The organism is Methylotuvimicrobium sp. KM1, assembly GCF_044788715.1.
Taxonomy (GTDB): Bacteria; Pseudomonadota; Gammaproteobacteria; order Methylococcales; family Methylomonadaceae; genus Methylotuvimicrobium.
Map to the genome: position 1 here is coordinate 41,175 of NZ_CP173170.1, position 20,253 is coordinate 61,427.

Below are 20,253 nucleotides of genomic sequence, written 5' to 3' on the forward strand. Positions count from 1 at the left end.
CTAAAAATTTGGTGTTCGGACGCTTATCGTCTTCGTTCGATGCAGACTGAATTGGCGCGTCTGTTATCTGAAAGGTTGACAATGGTGGCATTTTGCAAATTGGCGCCCGGACCGAAGGTTTGATTACCTGTACCGCCGCAACCGGAATTTTGATCGGTCTTGCGTCGCGCCTTTGCCAAGGCATTGCGTTTTATAAAATCGATATTGGGATTGAGCTGTATGTTATCGTTGATGGGTTCATCAATGCCGATACCGTCGTCTAAATCGTTGGCTAGAAGCGGCGTTACGGGCAAGCCGATAATGAGTAAAAAAGTACACAATCGAATGAGTGACATAGCCGTCTTCCTCGTCATGAGGGAAACCGGACCAAATGGTCGGACCGGTTCCCATTAGGTTTAAGATTTATTTGATATCGATCGAACCGGTATTGGCCGAGCTGTTTTTTCCGATTGCTTGGGTATTGGTTAAGGTGTTTTTGGACGCATTGATCACTGTGGATTTTTCGACCTTAGAACCTTCGACGCTGATCGAGCCGGTATTGGCCGAGCTGTTTTTTCCGATTGCTTGGGTATTAGTCAAGGTATTTTTGGACGCATTGATCAATGTTGACTTTTCGATTTTCGAACCTTCGGCGAACGCGGAAGACGAAACGGCGGCAGTCAAAGCCAATGCAAGCAGTGAAGTCGATAATGTTTTCATGTGGTTTCTCCTGGTGGTTTTTAAAGTTCGAGGTCAGTGTAACCGAGCCTCGGGTTTAAGGGCGTAAAGTAATCACGGAAAAAACGTGATCTATTCACATCCTAAGCTTAAATTCGTTATTTGATATCGACCGAGCCGGTATTGGCCGAGCTATTTTTGCCGATTGCTTGGGTATTGGTTAAAGTATTTTTGGACGCATTGATCACTGTGGATTTTTCGACCTTAGAACCTTCGACGCTGATCGAGCCGGTATTGGCCGAGCTGTTTTTTCCGATTGCTTGGGTATTAGTCAAGGTATTTTTGGACGCATTGATCAATGTTGACTTTTCGATTTTCGAACCTTCGGCGAACGCGGAAGACGAAACGGCGGCAGTCAAAGCCAATGCAAGCAGTGAAGTCGATAATGTTTTCATGTGGTTTCTCCTGGTGGTTTTTAAAGTTCGAGGTCAGTGTAACCGAGCCTCGGGTTTAAGGGCGTAAAGTAATCACGGAAAAAACGTGATCTATTCACATCCTAAGCTTAAATTCGTTATTTGATATCGACCGAGCCGGTATTAGCCGAGCTATTTTTGCCGATTGCTTGGGTATTGGTTAAAGTATTTTTGGACGCATTGATGACAGTGGATTTTTCGACCTTAGAACCTTCGACGCTGATCGAGCCGGTATTGGCCGAGCTGTTTTTTCCGATCGCTTGGGTATTATTCAAGGTGTTTTTGGATGCATTGATTAATGTGGATTTTTCGATTTTCGAACCTTCGGCGAACGCGGAAGACGAAACGGCGGCAGTTAAAGCCAATGTAAGCAGTGAAGTCGATAATGTTTTCATGTGGTTTCTCCTGGTGGTTTTAAAATTCGAGTTCAGTGTAATCATCCCTGAAAAATTAAAATGTAAAACATTCACATTCGATTTGTGATTTAGTGACCGGCAGGAAATTGCCAGCAATCTTTTCCCTTTTTTCGTCTAAAGACGGTGCTGCCATTAAATTAACGGAAACCCCTCATTCCGCCATGGACTGGCAAGCTTTTGAGGCGCATTAGAGCCTGAGTACAAGCGTTATTATTTTTGCGACGTCTTAATTAGTTGGCAGAGACTGTAAGACGGGTCGAGTTAAAAATAAGGATGGCCACGATGATTTTCTCCCCCTTTTGAGTAATCGCGAATTCTTCGCTCAGTGTAATTATTCAAAACCGGATAATTAGGTTAGTCTTCAGAATAAAAAAGAAGAATTAAAAACATCGAATAGCATGCAGCAATAATTGACTGACTATGTCAAGAATAGGCATAATTTTTGTAGTTGTCACGATTTATTCCGGTATAAACAGAAAGTTACCGGTAAACGATGATTCCATCCAGGGGATTTGTTGGCCGCCGGTTTCTTGATTGACGCCTTGCAAGACGCGTTTGAAAACTTCCTCTATCGTGAGTCCGGGAACTTTCATAGTATTGAGCAAATGCTTGGTATAGATTCCGTTTTCGTCTTCGCCGTCGGCGGCAACCGAACCGGGACTGGTCGCAAAGCCGATAATGGTGCCTTTCGGACCGTCGATTTTGGCGAGGCCCCGGCCGGCACTCCGGAAACTGCGCGGCAACGGATTGTCCCGGCAGGCATCCAAAATCACGATTTGTAAATTATCTTCGCCTTCCATGGCGCCCAATACTTGTCCGATATTGACCGCTTTATAACGGACATCGGACTGCCTTTTAATGACCGCATCGGTCGGGATTAGGTAATTTGACCCGTCGACCTGAACGCCGTGGCCGGCGAAATAGAATAAACCGACTAATTTCCCCGCACTCATTTGCCGGCCGAATTTATCGATAGCCGCTTCCATTTGCTCCTGATTACCATTAAGCAATAACGTGACTTCAAATCCTAAACGGCTTAGGGAGTCGGCCATGGCTTTGGCATCGTTGACCGGATTCTTTAACGGACTGAAGTCATAAGCGCTATTGCCGATAACCAAAGCCATACGACGCAGCGGAACAGTACCGATAGCATCAATGGCGGCGCTAGGCATGGATTGCATTGTTGGTGATGACTCCGACAAATGTTGGGTGCCGGGCGGCAGGGTGATCATGGCGGGATTCGGTGATGCGATTGCAGGTTTAGAGTCGGCAAAAGCAATTTCGACATCGACATAACCTTCGTTGTCGTGGTTGCCGTTGATTACATCGTTAGTTCTGAACATTAATGGGCCGTCTTCGGATGCCGTAAACGTGACGTCCGAACCGACTACGAAAGGCTTTCCCTGTTGGCCGATTTTGGCGATTAGAGTCGAATGACTATAACCGTCAATAATCGTCGGGAATAACGGAGAATTATCGCACCACGCCTTGTATAAACCGATGCCGTCGGGGCCGGTAAAATTGCAGGTCGGATAAGTCCGCCATTGTCCTTTGGCCGATATCCCATAATTCTGTCCGGCGGAAACCTTGACGCCGCTATTTCGCCATTCCTCAACCGCTGCCGATACGCGGGTTTGGGTACTTGTTCCTGAAGCGAGGGGGCGAGTCGTTATGTTGTCGGTATAGTAACGTTTCGGCGCGCATGCCGATAGCGATAAACAGGCCGTAATGATGATGAGGTTAAAAGTTTTATTTTTCATAGTGTTACGGTATAAAGACGACTAGAAATAGCTCGTGTTCTCTCCTAATTATAGCGGCGATTTATATTTATGGTTCATGGATTCATTTGAAAGGCCGCTCGACTTCAAGTGATAAATTCATGATGCACTGTAAGTTTGCCGAAAAGCTCGGATGACAAATTGTAATGACGCGATAGGCAAATCGATCGTGTTTATTAACCGAATACCCGGTGAATATCGCACAGAGTTCCTAAGTTAATCCGCATACGATGGAGTTGCGCTAAATCGTAACTCAATCATTAACTTAGGGTGTGTGCTATGAAAACAAGAAAAAAACCGATGGTAAAGCTATTTATGACTGCTTTACTGCAAATTCCGTTGATGTCGACCGTGTTCGGTGCGGAAGGCGTCAGTTGCGATGCTTACCGTTGTTCGATCTCGATACATGAAAGTTTGGCGATCGAGTCCGGCGTTGCCGATTTTTACGGAGACGGCGACCGTTATGAAATGATCGGCGATCTGATAGTCAAAACCCCGGCGGGCAATGTGCCGTTACTGGATGCAGAGTTGTATTTTTCCAGAAATACCGACAATACCGATATCGGATTCGAAGTCTACGGCGTTGCCGAAGCGCCCTTTCCGTCAGTACCTCTGTTGGCTGGTGCGAGCTTTACCGCCAAACCGCTGGCCGCAGTCGGATTGGCTGGCAGAAAAATGTTGAAATCTTTGCTTGAGTCGGACGGCTATACCTTGCCGTTAGCGGAAAACCCGAAAGACCCGGAAGGCGATCCTAACGATATCAAGCAGCCTGCTTATTTGTTTTTTCATTTCCAAAGCGGGTTGGCGTTCGATATGCCGCTCGATGCGCTATTGGGAATGAATCAGGAGGGCGATAATCCGTTCAATTTTTCGGTGCCCGGCGATAAAAGCGTGACTTTTATTCTCGATCTCGAAGAGCCTTATTTTTTTATTTCGCAAAACGCGCGCGAATTGGTCGCGGAAAAAGCGGAAGCCGCAATCGATTTGGCTAAACAGGCCAACGAAGAGAGGAAAAAGCAGCAGGAGCAGAAAAACGGCGGGGATACTAAAGAAAGCAACGATGCAGTCAAAGACGCCGACTCGGAAACTGCCAAATCGGTATTACCCGATTTAGGCGATCTGGCGTTTTCGTTCGAGGGCGGTATTCCATTCAGACCGGAAACGATATGGGGGATACCGGAAGGAGCGGGGGAATTCAAAGGCCATCTGTACATAGAAACCGAATTACCGCTGTATAAATTCGTCAAACTCAACGGCGAAATCGTAACCTATATCGGCAAAGAAGGTTATATGCAAGGCGGTAACGGTAAAGTTGAAGTTTCGTTCGATCTGATTCCGAATTTCCTGAACTTTTCGTTTCCGCTCGGCAATGCCACTGCAGGTGTCACGATAACCAAGGACGAACAGGCTACCTATTTCAGCGGCATCAACGATCCGAATTATTCGTTTTTGCCGTCTTTCGTACCGTTTACTCCGGCCAACAAAACACTGGTTTCGGGTTATATCAGCAGCGCCAATCCAGTGCTGACGCAATTGCGGGCCAAGGGTCAGTTCGGCTACGATACCGCTGGACTGAGCAAACTGGTCGGCGTCAATCTGAACAATCTGGCGGTCAACAGTGCCGATCTGACGGTAACGGTTGAAGGAATTCGGTTGCGCGGACGGACATCTTCAAGCATTCACCCGTCGATACAATTGGGCGGTTCGGTCGATGTCGACATCTTCTTTCCCTTTACCCGTCCGGAACTGAGCTATGTCCGCATGTCGGGTCAAATGCAGGTAGCAGGCGTCGGATTGTCGCCGGTTGCTTTGGATATCAGCGCCAAAGGCTTTTTTATCAACGGAAAATTCGTTACGCCGCTCAGCGAGATCGGCATGGGTGGTCAAATTACCAACCAGGGGCCTTTATTGACCGGTAACGCAGGCATCTATTTACCGATCGGCGATATTACCGCCGCGTTGAACAAAGCGAGGGAAGGCGTGCTGAAGGCCGAGCAAAAAGTCCAAGAAGCCGGATATTTGGTCGATCAAGCGCGGAAACAAGTGCAGGCCGATCGGGACCGCGATGCAGCCAATCTGGAAAAAGCCCGTGCCGAAGTCGTTAGTGCGCAAAACGGCGTTAAATCGTTGCAGTCGAAGATCAACTATCAAAACGGTTTGATTAAAAAATATAACGGCGAAATTGCTGCTAAAAAAAGATGGTATAACAAAAGGCCTTGGCACAAAAAACCGGCCGCTTGGATCGCCTACACCGGGTATCGTACTTATAAGCTGGGTCAGATAGGGGTTGCCAAAACAGCGATTGCCGGACTGAATGTTGCGATGGCGGCCGCCAAAGGGGTATTGTGGACTGCCGAACAGGTTCTGTACGGTATTCAACAAGGCATCTCGACATTGCCGATCGATTTGGATCCGCGCGTTTCCGGATTGATTATCGGCTTGGAAAGCGCGAAAGCGGCATTGAAGGTCGCGAAATTGGCTTTGCCCGACTTACCGGTGATCGATCTCGATGTCGGCGGTAAAATCGATCTGACACTCGATATCAAAGGAATTAACGGTAATCTCAGTGCTCAAATGAACGGGAAATCGCTTGCCGACGGTAAAGTGGCTTTCGATCCGATGCCTAAAGCCTGTGTGAATATCAGTAAACTCGGCGAGTTCTGTACGCCTTTCTGACAAAAAGCATTGCTCGTTCTTGATAATTAGCCCCGCTCACGGATGTGTCGGGGCTTTTTTATTCGCTCTTTGCAAATATAGCCTGACGCAAGGAAGTCCAAAAATCGAGAGGGAAGGGAAGCGCGCAGCTTAGCCAAACTTGCGTCCGAATTGAATGTTAAGAACCGGCAATCTCAATAGGCAATCGAGCCGGCAGCTCGGCGACCGATGGAATGATCAAATCCGGCATCACGCGGCTGGCGTCCGCATAGGCTTTGCGGTATTTGCCGGTCTTCACCAGAATGCCGATCAGGCCGGCATTTTGACCGCCGCCGACGTCGGAATCGATGTCGTCGCCGACGATCGCGACGCGTTCGGGCGGCAATTCCAATTCGGTCAGCGCCGCACGGAAAAAATCGGGCGACGGTTTGCCGATGATCGTCGCACGCTGAGCGCTGGCGTATTCGAGCGCGCTGACGAACCCGCCGATATCCATTTGCAGGCCCTGCTCGGTTTGCCAAAAGCGGTTCTTGTGGACCGCGATCAGCCGCGCGCCGCCGGTCAGCAGACGGAAGACGCGGTTCAGAACCGAATAAGACCAACGGTCGCCGATATCGCCGACGATTACGAAATCGGCCTGAGTATCCGATTGCCGGAACCGATCGAAATCGTGTCTGACATCGTCGGCGAGCAGCAAATGGCAGACCGGATCGCCGAATTGCTCAAGGTAGATCAATGTGGCGCGCGTCGCGCTTATGATCTCGCGTTCTTCGATATCGAAGCCGAGGCGGGTTATTTTGTCGTGCAGCGAAGCGGCCGACAGCGTGCTGGTGTTGGTGATGAAACGGCAACGGTAACCGCGCCGTTTGATCTCGGTGATAGCCTCGACGGCGCCTTCGATGACATTCGAATCGACATACAAAACACCGTCGAGGTCGAAAAGAATACCTTGGATTAAAGATAGTTTTGGCATTCGGAAATTCCTCGATTCGTTTCAAAAAGAGATTTTGCCGCATCATGGCCAATAGAGCCACTTAGGATTTCGTGATAAATAACCTCCTGGAGCTATGAGCTTTGTTGAGGGTTCGGTAACTCGCTTGACAGGACGCCGTGAATACGTCCGTGTAGGCTTGACGGCGGCTTTCCCTGCCGCCGACACCTGCCAATCGAGCTACCGAACCCTCCATAAAACAGGGAAGTTATTTACGACCAAATCCTTAGAAGATAACAATTCGGGTTTGAATTGAGTTATCGAAAGGCTAGTGGAGGTTAGCAAAAAGGAATTTTTTTGCGGATTTATCAAATATTCGAAATTTCAGCCTCATTGTTTACGCCAAGGCCAAGTGGAACTATCCTGACACAGAGGGTAAATAGAGAAATGTAAAAGACGATTGCTTTTTGCATTTGTACGATGCCGAATAGCGATTCAGTATTTACCAATTGACCGCAACGGCCGATAAAATTTTCTTCGGATTTTTTTGCAGTATTTTTCACAGGTTCAGCCGTTGCAAACGAAGTTATCAAGTGCGAAAGCGAAAGGTTCCGATTTCATGTTAGGCATGTAACGAATAAGTCCATCGTCCATATTGATGATATGGCAGAAGTGCGTAAATCGATTGGGATGTCCTACATCGGCAACTGAATTGTTCCTTGATTTTCAACCCGATGTATAGTCTGTACTGAAGATTAGTTGTTATCTTTTGCTATTGTTTGATCAATCTTGTAGTTATCGATACCTGTATATCATGTTGGATTTACATGTTATCCGGCAGTAAAAGAGGCGATCGTGGATAATCTTTGTCAACTGTTGTTTCATGCAGTTAATATGCCCCGGCCAAGAGAATGGCTTGATGGCTCCGCTTCGCGGAGCCATCGGGTCAGATAAGGAGCTTGAGCATGTCAAAACGACATACAGTATCAAACGCAACGCCATCAATCAGATCAAGCAGGCGCTTGGGCGCTCCTTATCTGACCCGTTAAAAGCCAAAGAAACAATGGAGTTATTATTAAGTGCCGATTTTCGATATTTCAGGTGACAAGCTATCTGCCGTCGAGCAGATGAACTTTGCTCTGGAAAAGGACTTACAGTCCCTGATCGAGAAAAATCTCGAAACGGTTTTCAATTGCAGATTAGTTGCCAGTGAGTTTTCTACTGGCGCACAGCATGCGGGCCGAATCGATAGTCTCGCTCTATCAGAAGAAGACAATCCGGTTATCATCGAGTATAAAAAAGTCGAATCATCGGAGCTTATTAACCAAAGTCTTTTCTACCTGCACTGGATTCAGGACCACAAAGGCGATTTTGAGATCGCAGTACAGAAGCGGTTGGGAAGTGGTGTAAAAGTTGATTGGTCTGACGTTCGAGTTATTTGTATTGCTCCAAACTATAAAAAATATGATTTGCATGCAGTCCAAGTGATGGGTGCAAATATTGAGCTATGGAAATACCGTTTATTTTCTAACAATTCTCTTTATCTTGAAGAGGTCTTTCATACATCTAAATCAACAGCAGTATCGACGTTTACTGATACCACTGAAAATGGATACAAAAATCCAGTAATGGTTGAAGCTGGTAAAAAAGCCGCGCTAACCCGTGCTACGGCAACCTATACATTTGAAGAAAGGCTCGAAGGTAAAAGTGAGGAAATACAGGAGTTAACGGCAGTTATTCGCGAGTTTATTCTTGGCATGGATGAATCCATTGAAGAGGTGCCAAAAAAATTCTACGTTGCCTACAAAATTTCGCAGAACATCGTTTGCATGGAAGTCAAAGGCAAGAACGTCAAGCTGTTTTTAAAGCTTAAGCCGTCTGATATTCCAGAAGGCACCAAAAACTATCGTGACGTCACATCAATAGGCCATTATGGTACTGGTGATGTCGAGTTTACCGTATCGTCGGAATCGGAGTTCGAGCCAGTTAAAGAGTTTATAGCATTAGCTTACAACAAGGTAGGTGGCTGATGGCTTTTAACAAGTGGCTTAAAGGGACGCGTCCCTTACCTTTGCGTTAGGAGTGAGACTGTGCGACACGATGAAATTAAGGAGGTCGGAATCGATGATGAGGGTTCCTTGTACGTCGTGCCAAGTACAGCAACGTTCCCCTACATCTACAGAGAGGCAATGCAGGTCGGATGGAATCAGAAAGAAAACCGCCTGTTTTCTCCGAAGCCGCGCGAGTGGACTTATCTACAGTGGTTCCAGCAAATCGTGTCAGCGGTAAAGGAGCAAGGCTGCTTGCTTGAAGTCGGTAAACGCACCAAGTGGGCTAATGTCTCGACAGAGATTCAGACGGGAATCTCGAAGTGGTCCGTCAGTGAATAGCTCTTAACCGTCTGCTGAACTCGCGTGCGCGTTTCACGGTCGGCGCAGGTTAGCGATACGTTAACTCTAGAGAATATATATGAGAATGAAGGGAAAAATAACATCTTGGAATGACGAAAAAGGTTTTGGATTCATTGCCCCAAATGATGGTGGGAAGGAAATATTTGTTCATATCAAAGTGTTTAATAACCGTAAAAAAATGCCTGCAATAAATCAGGTCGTTACATATTCCGTATCAGCTGATAAAAGTGGTAGGCCTTGTGCTGAAAAAGTTACTAGAGCGGGTGAACCTCTATCGAAAAACAGAAAATCCGAACGCACATCTTTCGCTATTTTTATCCCAGTATTATTCGTTGCTATTGTTAGCATATCGGCACTAACAAATAAGGTTCCATTTTTAGTCCTGCCATTTTATTTAGTCGTTAGCGTATTGACTTTTATCTTGTATGCAGTTGATAAATCAGCTGCTCGGAATGGATCGTGGAGAACACAGGAAAGTACTCTGCATTTATTTTCATTAGTTGGCGGTTGGCCTGGTGGAATGATTGCCCAACAAACATTACGGCACAAGTCTAAAAAACAATCTTTTAGAGTTGTGTTTTGGGGAACAGTTTTACTCAATTTCGGTGCATTTATTTGGCTGCATACACCCGATGGTGGGGCAGCACTGCTTACCTTTATTAATGGTGCATTTTTTAGCGCAGTTCGTTTTTAAAAGTCATTTTTAATCAAAAATCAGGTGCTTATGATGTTCGTCGTACATTTTCCAGCAACGACTGAGCGGTTAGTTAAGCGGCGGATTTTTTGTGTATACCCGCCATAGTTCTGTGGTGTACGCAGTGTGACCCCCGATATTTACCTACATTCCTTGCCTAATGCCGCCAAGAAGCCTTATCTTCTATCGGTTCCAGGTGTGTCTCTATATCGATATGGTCGAATTTAGTCTTGATCCGATGTTCTATGGTTTCCAGCAAATTATGGCCTTGCTGTACAGTCCATTGCCCCGGTACCAACACATGTACCGACATGAAACGGCGCGCGCCGGCATATCGGGTGCGTAAAGCATGATAGGCAATTTGATCCGAAGCGATAAATTGCTCCAATACCCCTACTATTTCGGCTAGTTCTTCTTCAGGCAGCGTAGCATCCATCAATCCCGAAATAGTGCGGCGCAATAGATGTAACCCTGCCCAAAGAATGTTGATCGCCACTAAAATCGCAATCACCGGATCGAGAATCTCCCAACCCGGCATCCCCAATTGCTCGGCAAAATCCAGCGTCAACTGAAACCGATTGCCCAGCGCGATCAAGCCAATACCTAGAACAATTCCGACTGTGGTCCACACGTCGGTCATCAAATGCTTACCGTCCGCTTCTAAAGTAATTGAATGCCGGCTACGACCGACTGTAATCAGAATTTTAGCGACAACCAGATTGATTAACGACGCAAACACGGAAATGGCGATACCGACATCCAGTTGCTGCAAAGGCTCCGGATGTAGCAGGCGTTCCCTAGCGGTGTATGCGATACTGCCGGCCGCCAGCAAAATCATCATACCTTCGGCGCCACTGGAAAAATACTCGATCTTATCGTGGCCGTATGAGTGAGATTCATCCGGTGGTCGAGCAGCAATATTCAATGAAATCAACACAATCACCGCCGCGACCAGATTAATCAACGATTCTAGCGCATCGGACAACAAGCCCACCGAACCGGTCAGCCAATAAGCATAGCTCTTCAGTACGATGGTCAATACAGCCGCAATGATCGACAACCAACCGTAACGGGCCAATGATTTCTTTTCGGTAGTCATCCGCTCAATCCTGAAAAAAGCACAGTTTAGCAGCACCAAATTACGACTTATACTCAAAAAAACATGGGTTCAATTAAATCAAAACCTGGGTCGAGTAACGTCGGATCGAATGAATTTACTTTCTCAATGATTCGTTAATCCGGTCGATTAAACACAACGGCCAATGATTCATCGGAATCCGGTTCGTGAATAAATCACAGAACCGGCGTTACTCGATCACCGCGTTTTCTTCTCCAAATCGGGATACTGTACCCAAGTTCAACGGCACGGTTGAACCCAACATCAGCCATTAATAATCAGAGGAAAACGTCATGAAAAAATATACATTAGCAGCAGTCGCATTGGTCACTGTCTTCAGCGGATCGGCAATGGCCGAAGGTTCCAAAATAGAAAAATCGACTTTGATCAACGCTTCGAAAAACACCTTGACCAATACCCAAGCCATCGGCCGCAACAGTGCCGCGAGCACCGGTTCGATCAACGTGGTCGGCTCGAAAGTCGAAAAATCCACCGTAATCAATGCGTCTAAAAATACCTTGACCAACACACAGGCGATAGGCCGCAATTCGGTGGCTAACACCGGCTCGGTCGACATTCGCTAAAACTAAAGCGGTGAATAGTTCACAATTTTAGAGTGAACGGTTCACCGCAAAACAAACAGTCAAACGGTATAGTAAAACCGTGGCAAACAAACCCAATACTTTAAAACTCAAGAGGAAAACGTCATGAAAAAATATACATTAGCAGCAGTCGCATTGGTCACAGTCTTCAGCGGATCGGCAATGGCCGAAGGTTCCAAAATAGAAAAATCGACTTTGATCAACGCTTCGAAAAACACCTTGACCAACACGCAAGCTATCGGCCGCAACAGTGCCGCGAGCACCGGTTCGATCAACGTGGTCGGCTCGAAAGTCGAAAAATCCACCGTGATCAATGCGTCTAAAAACACCTTGACCAACACCCAGGCGATTGGCAGAGATTCGGTGGCCAATACCGGTTCGATCGACATTCGCTAAAGCTAAATCGGTGAATAGTTCACAATTTTAGAGTGAACGGTTCACCGCAAAACAAACAGTAAAAGGGTACATTAAAACCGTGGCAAACAAACCCAATACTTTAAAACTCAAGAGGAAAACGTCATGAAAAAATTCACAGTAGCAGCAGTCGCATTGTTCGCAGTCTTCAGCGGATCGGCAATGGCCGAAGGTTCCAAAATCGAAAAATCGACTTTGATCAACGCTTCGAAAAACACCTTGACCAATACCCAAGCCATCGGCCGCAACAGTGCCGCGAGCACCGGTTCGATCAACGTGGTCGGCTCGAAAGTCGAAAAATCCACCGTGATCAATGCGTCTAAAAACACCTTGACTAATACCCAAGCGATCGGCAGGGACAGTGTCGCGAACACCGGTTCGATCGATATTCGGTAACGGTTCGATTCTTAAGTGATGAGGTTTTCTTTCAATTCCCCATTTTCTCCTGGATTTTCTGTCAGGAGAGGAGATTTTAAGGAAGAGCCCTAAACACCGGCTTTTGAATGAACGTCGCCAAAGACAAATTTACTGTAAGGAGAAAGACCTAATGGATTACCACATGACACAGGGACGTGCTTTTTTTGGTTATAGTGGTATTCATAATTCAATTACGCCAATGCCGAAATTTGAAGATTGTGGGATACAACGCTCACCAAAACTAAAAGAGGTACGCGAAGCGTACCCGACGACTCACTACTATTAAGTTAAGCCGACACGTAATAAGTAATGCTGGCATTCAGGTTCGAATGCGCTTCAAAAGCCTGCCATCCATGGCACTGGATTCCGCCAATCCATGGCGGAATGACGGGTTTCCTTCAACTTAATGGCAGTGTACCCTACGACAAGGCTATCGAAATTAGCCATTTTAGCTAAATTCTGAGTAACCGCTTTTTGATATCAAAATATCTTGGAAATTGTTGGTGATCATAGGCTAAAAAGCGCCAGATGTAGGGTGCGCATCGCGCACCTGGGTCGGGACCTTTTGTCGGTTAGTTACCGTGGAAAGGTGCGCGATGCACACCCTACGATGCTATGTTCTTGTTAATATTTGAAATTAATACTACACCAACATCGAAACATAAGGGTACGCTGTGCGTACCCAACAATTCGCATCTGTCCGTAAACGAGTTCATAGCTTTACTCTTCCCGCCGCCATTCGGCTATCATCGCGGCCACTAAATTCGTCCAAGTTTGATGAGAGGCACCCAAGCCCTTGCCGGTTTCGGCATGAAAATATTCGTGAAACAGTAACAGATTACGCCAGTGCGGGTCTTCCTGAAAACGGCTGTCTTCCCCAAAAGCGGGAATGCGTCCATCGGAGCCTGGCTGAAAAAGCTTGATCATGCGGTCCGCCAATTCTTTGGCTAGCATGCCTAGAGTCAGCGAAGCAGGCTTATCGTCCAATAGGACATCGATTTTGAATTCGGGACCCAAGGCTTTATCCAATTTACGTAGCGATTCGACCATTAAGAAACCGACCGGAAACCAGATCGGACCGCGCCAGTTCGAATTACCGCCTTTCAATTTGGATTCGGCTTCTCCCGGCTCATAGCGGACGCTACTCGAGCCGAACTCGAAGGGAGTTTCGGCATGGAATTTCGATAGACTGCGCATACCGAACGGCGATAAGAATTCGTTACAGTCGAAGACGCGTGCCAGTATGCGTTTAATTTGTGCTTGATTCGGAATGCTCAATAAATAATTGGTTTGGCCGTTCCGTTCGACGGGGTGACAACTGAACTGCGCGAATTGATTGCGGTTCGTCAGGAACCATTGCAGATTGGCCCGGAACGACGGAAATGGGGCGATCCAATCGGCTTCGAGGCGTTCGACGGCAAATAACGGGATCAGACCGACCAAGGAGCGGACCCGGAACTTATCGAAATGTCCGTCGTGATGCCGGAGCACGTCGTAAAAAAAGCCGTCGTCTTCGTCCCAAAGTTGGTAGTGGCGTCCGCCCATGTTTTTCATTGCAGCGCCGATGTAAATGTAATGCTCCAAGAATTTGGTCGCGAGGCTTTCGTAGCTGCGGTTGGTCAACGCGAGCTCCAAGGCGATGCGCATCATGTTTAAACAGAACATCGCCATCCAGCCGGTTGCGTCGGATTGTTCGAGGGTTTGGCCGCCGTTCAACGGTTGGCTGCGGTCGACGACCGAAATGTTGTCCAGGCCCAGGAATCCGCCTTCGAAAATATTATTGCCTTGGCTGTCGACTTTGTTGACCCACCAAGTGAAATTGAGCATTAATTTATGAAAGCAACGCTCCAGAAAGTCACGGTCGGCATGGCCGTGCAAGCGCTTTTCCATGTTGTAAACCCGCCAGACCGCCAACGCGTGCACCGGCGGATTCAAATCGGAAAAGTCCCATTCGTAGGCTGGAATTTGGCCGTTCGGATGCTGAAATTGTTCGAATAACATCAGCCACAGCTGTTCTTTGGCAAACTGAGGATCGATCAATGCCATCGGGATACTGGCAAGCGCCAAATCCCACGCGGCAAACCAGGGATATTCCCATTTGTCCGGCATCAGCAGCACGCGCATCGAATTCAGATGCCGCCAATGCCGGTTACGGATGGGTAGCCGCGATTCCGGCGGCGGTGCGCTCGGCAAATCGCCGTCGAGCCATTTGCGCACGTCGAATAAATAGGCCTGCTTGCTCCACAGCAAGCCGGCCAATGCTTGCCGCTGCACCAAGCGTTCCTGGTCGGTCGCAAGCTCGGGATGAAGCGTTCGATAAAATGCATCGGCTTCCGATTTGCGTTGTTTGATTAAGCTTTCCGCGTCCCGGAACGGCTCGTCGACGAGTTGCTCGCTTAGACGCAGATGAATTACGGCCGTTTTGCCTGCCTCGATATCGAATGCATAATGCAAACAGGCCTTGGAGCCGGAATTATCGGGTTTAAGGCATGGCTCCCGATCGATGAGGTAGCGATGAAACGCGTCCTTGGTGTAGAGCTGCGTATTGTCGGTACCGTAGACTCGCCGAGTATTGGTTTCGTTATCGGTAAACAGCGGTGTGCAGTCGCCTTCGGCATATAAATGGTAATTGGGTAAACGGTAAGGGAAAAGCAGGCCGGGTAGCGCCCCCAGCCGAGTGCTATCGGCCAATAGGCAGCGATATGGGCAATTCGGCGTATCGATTAATTTAATTTCCGGCGCTTGTTTGCGCGGTTCGCTCCAGGCCCAAGTATTTCTAAACCACAGATGAGGGAGTATATGCAGCGGTGCGTCGTCGGGTCCTCGGTTGGTTGCGGTTATTTTGATGCCAATATCGCCGGGCGATGCCTTGGCGTATTCGATTTCGATATCGAAGTAGCGGTTTTCGTCGAATAGTCCGGTGTCGAGCAACTCGTATTCGGGGCCTTGTCCCTCCCGGGCTTGATTTTCCCGGACCAATGCTTCGTAGGGATAGGCGCGCTGCGGATATTTGTATAGATAACGCATGTAACTGTGCGTCGGCGTGTTGTCGAGATAGAAATAATATTCCTTGACGTCCTCGCCGTGATTGCCTTCCCACATGTTGAGGCCGAACGCGCGCTCTTTTAAAATCGGGTCTTGTCCGTTCCATAAGGCGACGGCGAAAACCAATAGTTGATAGCGGTCGCAGATGCCGGCCAAGCCGTCTTCGCCCCAGCGATAAGCTTTGCTACGCGCCAAATCGTGGGGCAAATAACGCCAGGCATCGCCATCCGGACTGTAATCTTCGCGAACGGTACCCCAGGATCTTTCGCCGACATAGGGACCCCATAACCACCAGGGAGGCAGATCGCCTCGGTTTTCTTCGATTCGCTTGCGCTCGTTACAATCAGCCATGATCGACTCCTTGGTAGTGACCGGGAAGTATATATATCGATTTTTCTATCGTAAGCTTTACCCTATCGGTTTTTGATTTGATTGCGTCGGCTTAGTCCTTACCAAGCCGACGGCAATTTTTTGTTGATTTTAATGTGTTTGTTTTCGCATGAGACGTATCCGCCTTTTTCCAATTCGCTCAGGATTCGGCTGATCATCTCCCGCGACGAGCCGACCCGCATCGCGATATCTTTGTGGGTCAACGGTATCGCGACGACTAATTGGCCCTCTTGATTCGGTTCGGCCAGGCTTTGTATCAGTTTAACGAGCCGTCCGTAGACGTCCAATAATGCCAAGCCATGGGCTAGGCTGGTCAAAAATCTTACCCGTTCGCATAGATAACGTATGATTGCCAATGCGATCGCAGAGTTTTGAGTCAGTAGTTGTACGAATTCGGCTTTGTGCAAAACGATCAATTCGCATTTTTCGAGGGCGACGGCATTTGCGGACCGGGGGGCTTCGTCAAGCAGGGACAATTCTCCGAAATTATCTCCCGCTTGTAATGTGGAAAGAATCATTTCTTTTCCGTCTTCATTGGTTACGGTAATGTTGACTTTGCCTTTTTGTATGATGTACATGGCATTCGAGCTATCGCCTTCGCATAAGATCAACGAGTTTTTCAGAAATGTCCGGGTTTGGGTCAGTTTTGTCAGAGCGGTAAGCTCTTCGTCGTTCAATTCGCTGAATAAACCGTTGTTTCTTAAAATGTCGATATCGGTGGCCATGGCGACTCTGCTTTGATTGGTTATCAAGAAATGATTTCGGCGATTTACATTGGCAAAAATCGCTTTTCCTTATATTGATTTACAAAGCTAGCATATTAAAGAATTAATTGCTTACCATATAAATGAAAGGACGTTTTAGCCCGAATCGTTTAATGCAAGTTGACGAACATTGTTCTTTTATTAATAGAGTAGTCAAAATAAGTTCTGATTAGCAAGATACTTCAGCGTACCGAAGCCAAGTGTCCGAGCAGGGGGTAGTCGTAGTCGCAAAAACTAAAATATGCTGTTACCCAAGCTTCAGCTTGGGTAACCTGTTCAGGAAGCTCTAGCTTCGCGACAATCAAGAAAGATTGAACGAGCGAGTCGGGGTTGATTGAGAATGTGCGGAGGTTGTGTCGGTCTCAGGAAGCTCTTGCCCTGAGCCCTTCGGCTGCGCTCAGGAGAGCCTTGTCGAAGGGGGAGCTTCCGGGGTGTCTTTCCCAAGCTGGAGCTTGGGAAAGAGCGTGATGTGTGTTGGCCGTTTTTAGCTTGACGCGCATGGCTTGCGAACTCCGTCCTGCTAAGGATATGCTGATCTTTGGGCTTTAGCTGAAGAAACTTGCTAATTAGGAAATAAGTTGTAACTCAACAGAGTTTTGCCGGAGGTCATTTGTTATGAAAACCATAGCCGTTGCATTTTTAGTACTAACGGGGCTTGAAGTGTCGGCCTCGGAGTGTAGTAACATCCAATATCTGAATGCCAAGAGTCAAGGCGTCGAAGTCGTAAACGATCGTTGCGCCAAGGGGAACGAAGTTGGCCTGGGGACCGTCTTTAAATTAAGCCGGGATGCAAGATTATGGATTAAATCGTTACCTAAACCCGAAACCGATGCGGATTTTCAACTCATTTGCCAAAACGGTTCGTCCGTACCACTCGAAGTCACGGTATCGAGCCTGTTTTTGCCGTGGATTACGCCGACCGATTTGAAAAATTGCACTGGTTGGGTGGACCATAAACTCAAATGCGACGGCGTTCATGGCGCCAGTAATGCATTCTTTTGCGCTATTGCGGCGATCAAGCGTTCCGAAACCGCAGGCAGCGGACAACTTGCGATGTCGACCTCGGTCAAGATGCGAAACTATTCGGACGATGAACAGCAGGCCGGCATCGACGAAATATTCGAGGCTATAGAGCCTGAAGTCGGGCTGTGCCGGAATCTTTTTCAAGTCGACGGCAAAATCACGGTAAATTGGACCGTCGATTCGGTGGGGCGCGCTGAGTCCGTTACGCTATCGTCGATAGGACCTGAGAGCGGCCGGTTTTCGGATTGCGTCGAAGCCGTTATCAAAGACTACCGTTATCCGGCAACAAGAACGGGCCAAAAGTTTACCCGCACTTTTTGATGCTTGATTTACCGATCAACCGATGGATTGTGTTGATACCGCTAATCGCGGCGGCATTTTTGACCGGCTTGCTTGTGGATCGCTTGGCGGATACCGCTATCGACGACTGGATACACGATTCCGCGTTGGTCTTTCAAGCCCGGGAAGAATGGCGGTACACTGCGGTTGTGGTTTTGGATCACGGCGTCCCGATCGATGTCGGCCGTAAACAGGCTTTACCGCTTTTTGCCAAGGCTACGGAACGGATTGTTGCCGCCGGCGGTAAGGGCGTTTTTCTCGACGCGGTCGTTTCGAAAGAAATGGAAGGCAGAATGCCTTATGCCGCTTGTATCGAACCCTCCGGCGCCGTGCAATGGTCGCAGCCTCGATGCGCTACTTCCCCTACCGGCGAATGCCGAATGAGTAATAGCGAATTAGGCAACGCGCCTCTGCAAATGCCGGCATTTGCGATCGAGCATTTCAAAATCGCCCCCTATTTTAGCGGTCAAGAAGCGCTTCCCGATTTTTTACTGTACGGCTTGGAGGCCGCTTTCGCAGTACCCGAAAACGGTTTGGTAGCAAGCGACCGCTTGGTCTCTAAAAATAACAGCCCCATCTCACGATGGTTGGATTTGAGCCCGGATCATGCCGTCGTTGCACTGGCTCGATTTATCCTTCCGCAAAATACCGGCGACGATTATTTGCACGGACCCGATGATGAGCTATGCGACGATCGTCGTCCATGCCGCCGAATACGGTTGAGCAAGCCGCAGTTCGCCATATCCGAAGAAGGCAATAGGCCGATGATACCGGTCAGCCGCTTGGCGTCTTGCGATAGCGAAATTGCAGAGCAGACTGCCGCGTTATTGAGGGATAAAGTTGCCGTGTTTCAGTTGACCGCACCCGACGAAGCTACCGACGTGTTGGTAACGCCGATGACGACGGGGTTGTTCGGCCCTCATTTGCCGACTCACGGAGCGCAGTTTTTGGCCGATGCGGTCGAGACGCTATTGAATCGAGATCACCCGAGAGCGCCCACGTTACCGGTAAAAGTGGCATTGTTTTTGACGGCGGCCTTGATCGGCGTCCTATCGGGCGCTTATTTGAAACAGAGCTATGTTTGGCTCATCGGCGGCTTGTTTATTGCTGCTGTCGGGTCTTTGTGCTATTTGAACGACTTAGTTCAACTTTGGCCGGTAACGACAAGTATGATCGTTTTTATCGCCAGTGTCGGCCAAACGATAGGGATGCATTTGATCATCGGTTCGCGGGAAGGCAAACTGATTATCAATTATATGCCGAGGCAAATTCATAATTTATTGATAAGCTTGAAACCCAACGAGACCTTCCAAAACCGGCGCCGATTCGCGCTGGTATTGATGAGCGATTTGGCTGGGTATACGACCGTGACCGGCTACATAAAAGATCCGGCTGAAGTGTTGAATCTAATGAACGATTATTTGAGCGAAACCTCATTGATTCTTCAGGATAAATACAATGGCTGGCTGGAGGATTATGTCGGCGATATGGTTTGCTATTATTGGCCCTATCAATGCAATGAAGGAGAGAATGTAGCGGCATGCGCCAATGCATTGCAGGCCGCGTTGGAATTGGTCAAATTGCAAAAACGATTTTTTGCGACGCTCGAAGAGCGCTATCATCGAAAAATTGAAGCCGATGTGCTCAAACGGATTCATTCGATTATCGACGCCGGTGTCGGTTTGACTGCGGGCTCGGTGGTGATGGGCGATCTAGGGCCGAAAAAAGGCGTCAGAAAATTCGGCATATTGGGCGATCCGATGAATCTGGCCGCGCGAGTGGAAAGTCTGACCCGCTTGTTCAATACCGAGATCATCGTCACCGAAGACTTTATCGGCGCGGCCCGGCAATTGAATTATCCGGTCCGGCGCTTAGGGCGCCTGCAAGTCAAGGGCAGGAACGAACCGGCAACCTTATATGCCGTGGGCCATGCCGGCGACTCGCGTTTTTTGCCGGATGCGATTGCCGCTTGGGAAAACTGGTTGGCCGGCATCGAAACGTATGGCTCGGCGACATCGGAATGTCCCGAAGTTTACCGAAAGGACCGAAGCACAATAACGAAATGGCTGGAAAGACGCTTATTGGGCGCCGACGGCGTCTGGCATTTGGACGAAAAATGATTCCGGC

General features: G+C 48.1%; 20 protein-coding genes. 10 read left to right on the plus strand and 10 right to left on the minus strand.

Translation table 11 applies throughout. The features are described 5' to 3' along the window. Positions 1-23 precede the first annotated feature (23 nt). From ACINK7_RS00190 to ACINK7_RS00210, 5 genes are all read right to left on the minus strand, one after another. Entirely contained in the window at positions 24-335 is a 312-nt protein-coding gene (locus ACINK7_RS00190; RefSeq protein ID WP_404358959.1) for a hypothetical protein, read from the minus strand. Positions 336-402: 67 nt separating this feature from the next. Then, positions 403-699 (minus strand): hypothetical protein, encoded by a 297-nt coding sequence (locus ACINK7_RS00195; protein ID WP_404358961.1) that lies wholly within the window; start codon positions 697-699, stop codon positions 403-405. 116 nt (positions 700-815) lie between these two features. Further along, on the minus strand, positions 816-1,112 hold the full coding sequence (locus ACINK7_RS00200) for a hypothetical protein (protein WP_125217609.1): 297 nt from the start codon (positions 1,110-1,112) through the stop codon (positions 816-818). Positions 1,113-1,228: 116 nt separating this feature from the next. Beyond that, a complete protein-coding gene (locus ACINK7_RS00205; RefSeq protein WP_404358963.1) occupies positions 1,229-1,525 on the minus strand; it encodes a hypothetical protein in 297 nt (98 codons plus the stop codon). Between the two features lie 479 nt (positions 1,526-2,004). After that, positions 2,005-3,306: a caspase family protein gene (locus ACINK7_RS00210; protein WP_404358965.1), complete on the minus strand. Its 1,302-nt coding sequence runs from the start codon at positions 3,304-3,306 to the stop codon at positions 2,005-2,007. A 297-nt stretch (positions 3,307-3,603) separates the two neighbouring features. Here ACINK7_RS00210 and ACINK7_RS00215 point away from each other — a divergent pair, with 297 nt between their 5' ends. Next, the gene (locus ACINK7_RS00215; protein WP_404358967.1) at positions 3,604-6,000 is read left to right on the plus strand and encodes a hypothetical protein; all 2,397 of its coding nucleotides are present in this window, start codon (positions 3,604-3,606) and stop codon (positions 5,998-6,000) included. Between the two features lie 157 nt (positions 6,001-6,157). Here ACINK7_RS00215 and ACINK7_RS00220 read toward each other — a convergent pair whose 3' ends face one another. After that, positions 6,158-6,952 (minus strand): TIGR01458 family HAD-type hydrolase, encoded by a 795-nt coding sequence (locus ACINK7_RS00220; RefSeq protein WP_404358969.1) that lies wholly within the window; start codon positions 6,950-6,952, stop codon positions 6,158-6,160. Positions 6,953-7,278: 326 nt separating this feature from the next. Beyond that, positions 7,279-7,473, minus strand: coding sequence for a hypothetical protein (locus ACINK7_RS00225; RefSeq protein WP_404358971.1), 195 nt, complete (start codon positions 7,471-7,473; stop codon positions 7,279-7,281). Positions 7,474-7,793: 320 nt separating this feature from the next. On the opposite strand from ACINK7_RS00225, the gene ACINK7_RS00230 reads away from it, so the two are divergent. The 4 genes from ACINK7_RS00230 (at position 7,794) to ACINK7_RS00245 (ending at position 10,015) form a co-directional block, all read left to right on the plus strand. Further along, complete coding sequence (locus tag ACINK7_RS00230) at positions 7,794-8,015, plus strand: hypothetical protein (RefSeq protein WP_404358973.1); 222 nt, start codon at positions 7,794-7,796, stop codon at positions 8,013-8,015. Next, positions 7,990-8,940 (plus strand): DUF5655 domain-containing protein, encoded by a 951-nt coding sequence (locus ACINK7_RS00235; RefSeq protein ID WP_404358975.1) that lies wholly within the window; start codon positions 7,990-7,992, stop codon positions 8,938-8,940. The genes ACINK7_RS00230 and ACINK7_RS00235 overlap by 26 nt, the downstream gene beginning before the upstream one ends. A 60-nt stretch (positions 8,941-9,000) precedes the next feature. Further along, positions 9,001-9,300 carry a hypothetical protein gene (locus ACINK7_RS00240; RefSeq protein WP_404358977.1) on the plus strand — a complete coding sequence of 100 codons (300 nt, stop codon included), beginning with the start codon at positions 9,001-9,003 and terminating at the stop codon, positions 9,298-9,300. Between the two features lie 85 nt (positions 9,301-9,385). Next, positions 9,386-10,015, plus strand: a complete 630-nt coding sequence (locus ACINK7_RS00245; RefSeq protein ID WP_404358978.1) for a DUF1294 domain-containing protein — start codon at positions 9,386-9,388, stop codon at positions 10,013-10,015. A gap of 157 nt (positions 10,016-10,172) precedes the next feature. On the opposite strand, the gene ACINK7_RS00250 is transcribed toward ACINK7_RS00245, so the two are convergent. After that, a complete protein-coding gene (locus ACINK7_RS00250) occupies positions 10,173-11,114 on the minus strand; it encodes a cation diffusion facilitator family transporter (protein WP_404358980.1) in 942 nt (313 codons plus the stop codon). A 311-nt stretch (positions 11,115-11,425) separates the two neighbouring features. On the opposite strand from ACINK7_RS00250, the gene ACINK7_RS00255 reads away from it, so the two are divergent. From ACINK7_RS00255 to ACINK7_RS00265, 3 genes are all read left to right on the plus strand, one after another. Beyond that, entirely contained in the window at positions 11,426-11,716 is a 291-nt protein-coding gene (locus tag ACINK7_RS00255; RefSeq protein WP_404358982.1) for a hypothetical protein, read from the plus strand. Positions 11,717-11,839: 123 nt separating this feature from the next. Further along, positions 11,840-12,130, plus strand: a complete 291-nt coding sequence (locus ACINK7_RS00260) for a hypothetical protein (RefSeq protein ID WP_404358984.1) — start codon at positions 11,840-11,842, stop codon at positions 12,128-12,130. 123 nt (positions 12,131-12,253) lie between these two features. Beyond that, positions 12,254-12,544 (plus strand): hypothetical protein, encoded by a 291-nt coding sequence (locus tag ACINK7_RS00265; RefSeq protein WP_404358986.1) that lies wholly within the window; start codon positions 12,254-12,256, stop codon positions 12,542-12,544. 741 nt (positions 12,545-13,285) lie between these two features. Here the strand turns inward: ACINK7_RS00265 and ACINK7_RS00270 are convergent. Beyond that, positions 13,286-15,961 carry an MGH1-like glycoside hydrolase domain-containing protein gene (locus ACINK7_RS00270; RefSeq protein ID WP_404358988.1) on the minus strand — a complete coding sequence of 892 codons (2,676 nt, stop codon included), beginning with the start codon at positions 15,959-15,961 and terminating at the stop codon, positions 13,286-13,288. A gap of 98 nt (positions 15,962-16,059) precedes the next feature. Next, positions 16,060-16,725, minus strand: a complete 666-nt coding sequence (locus tag ACINK7_RS00275) for a Crp/Fnr family transcriptional regulator (protein ID WP_404358990.1) — start codon at positions 16,723-16,725, stop codon at positions 16,060-16,062. A 654-nt stretch (positions 16,726-17,379) separates the two neighbouring features. On the opposite strand from ACINK7_RS00275, the gene ACINK7_RS00280 reads away from it, so the two are divergent. Further along, on the plus strand, positions 17,380-18,108 hold the full coding sequence (locus tag ACINK7_RS00280; RefSeq protein ID WP_404358992.1) for a hypothetical protein: 729 nt from the start codon (positions 17,380-17,382) through the stop codon (positions 18,106-18,108). Then, positions 18,108-20,246 (plus strand): adenylate/guanylate cyclase domain-containing protein, encoded by a 2,139-nt coding sequence (locus tag ACINK7_RS00285; RefSeq protein WP_404358994.1) that lies wholly within the window; start codon positions 18,108-18,110, stop codon positions 20,244-20,246. Before ACINK7_RS00280 ends, ACINK7_RS00285 begins: the two co-directional genes overlap by 1 nt. Positions 20,247-20,253 lie beyond the last annotated feature (7 nt).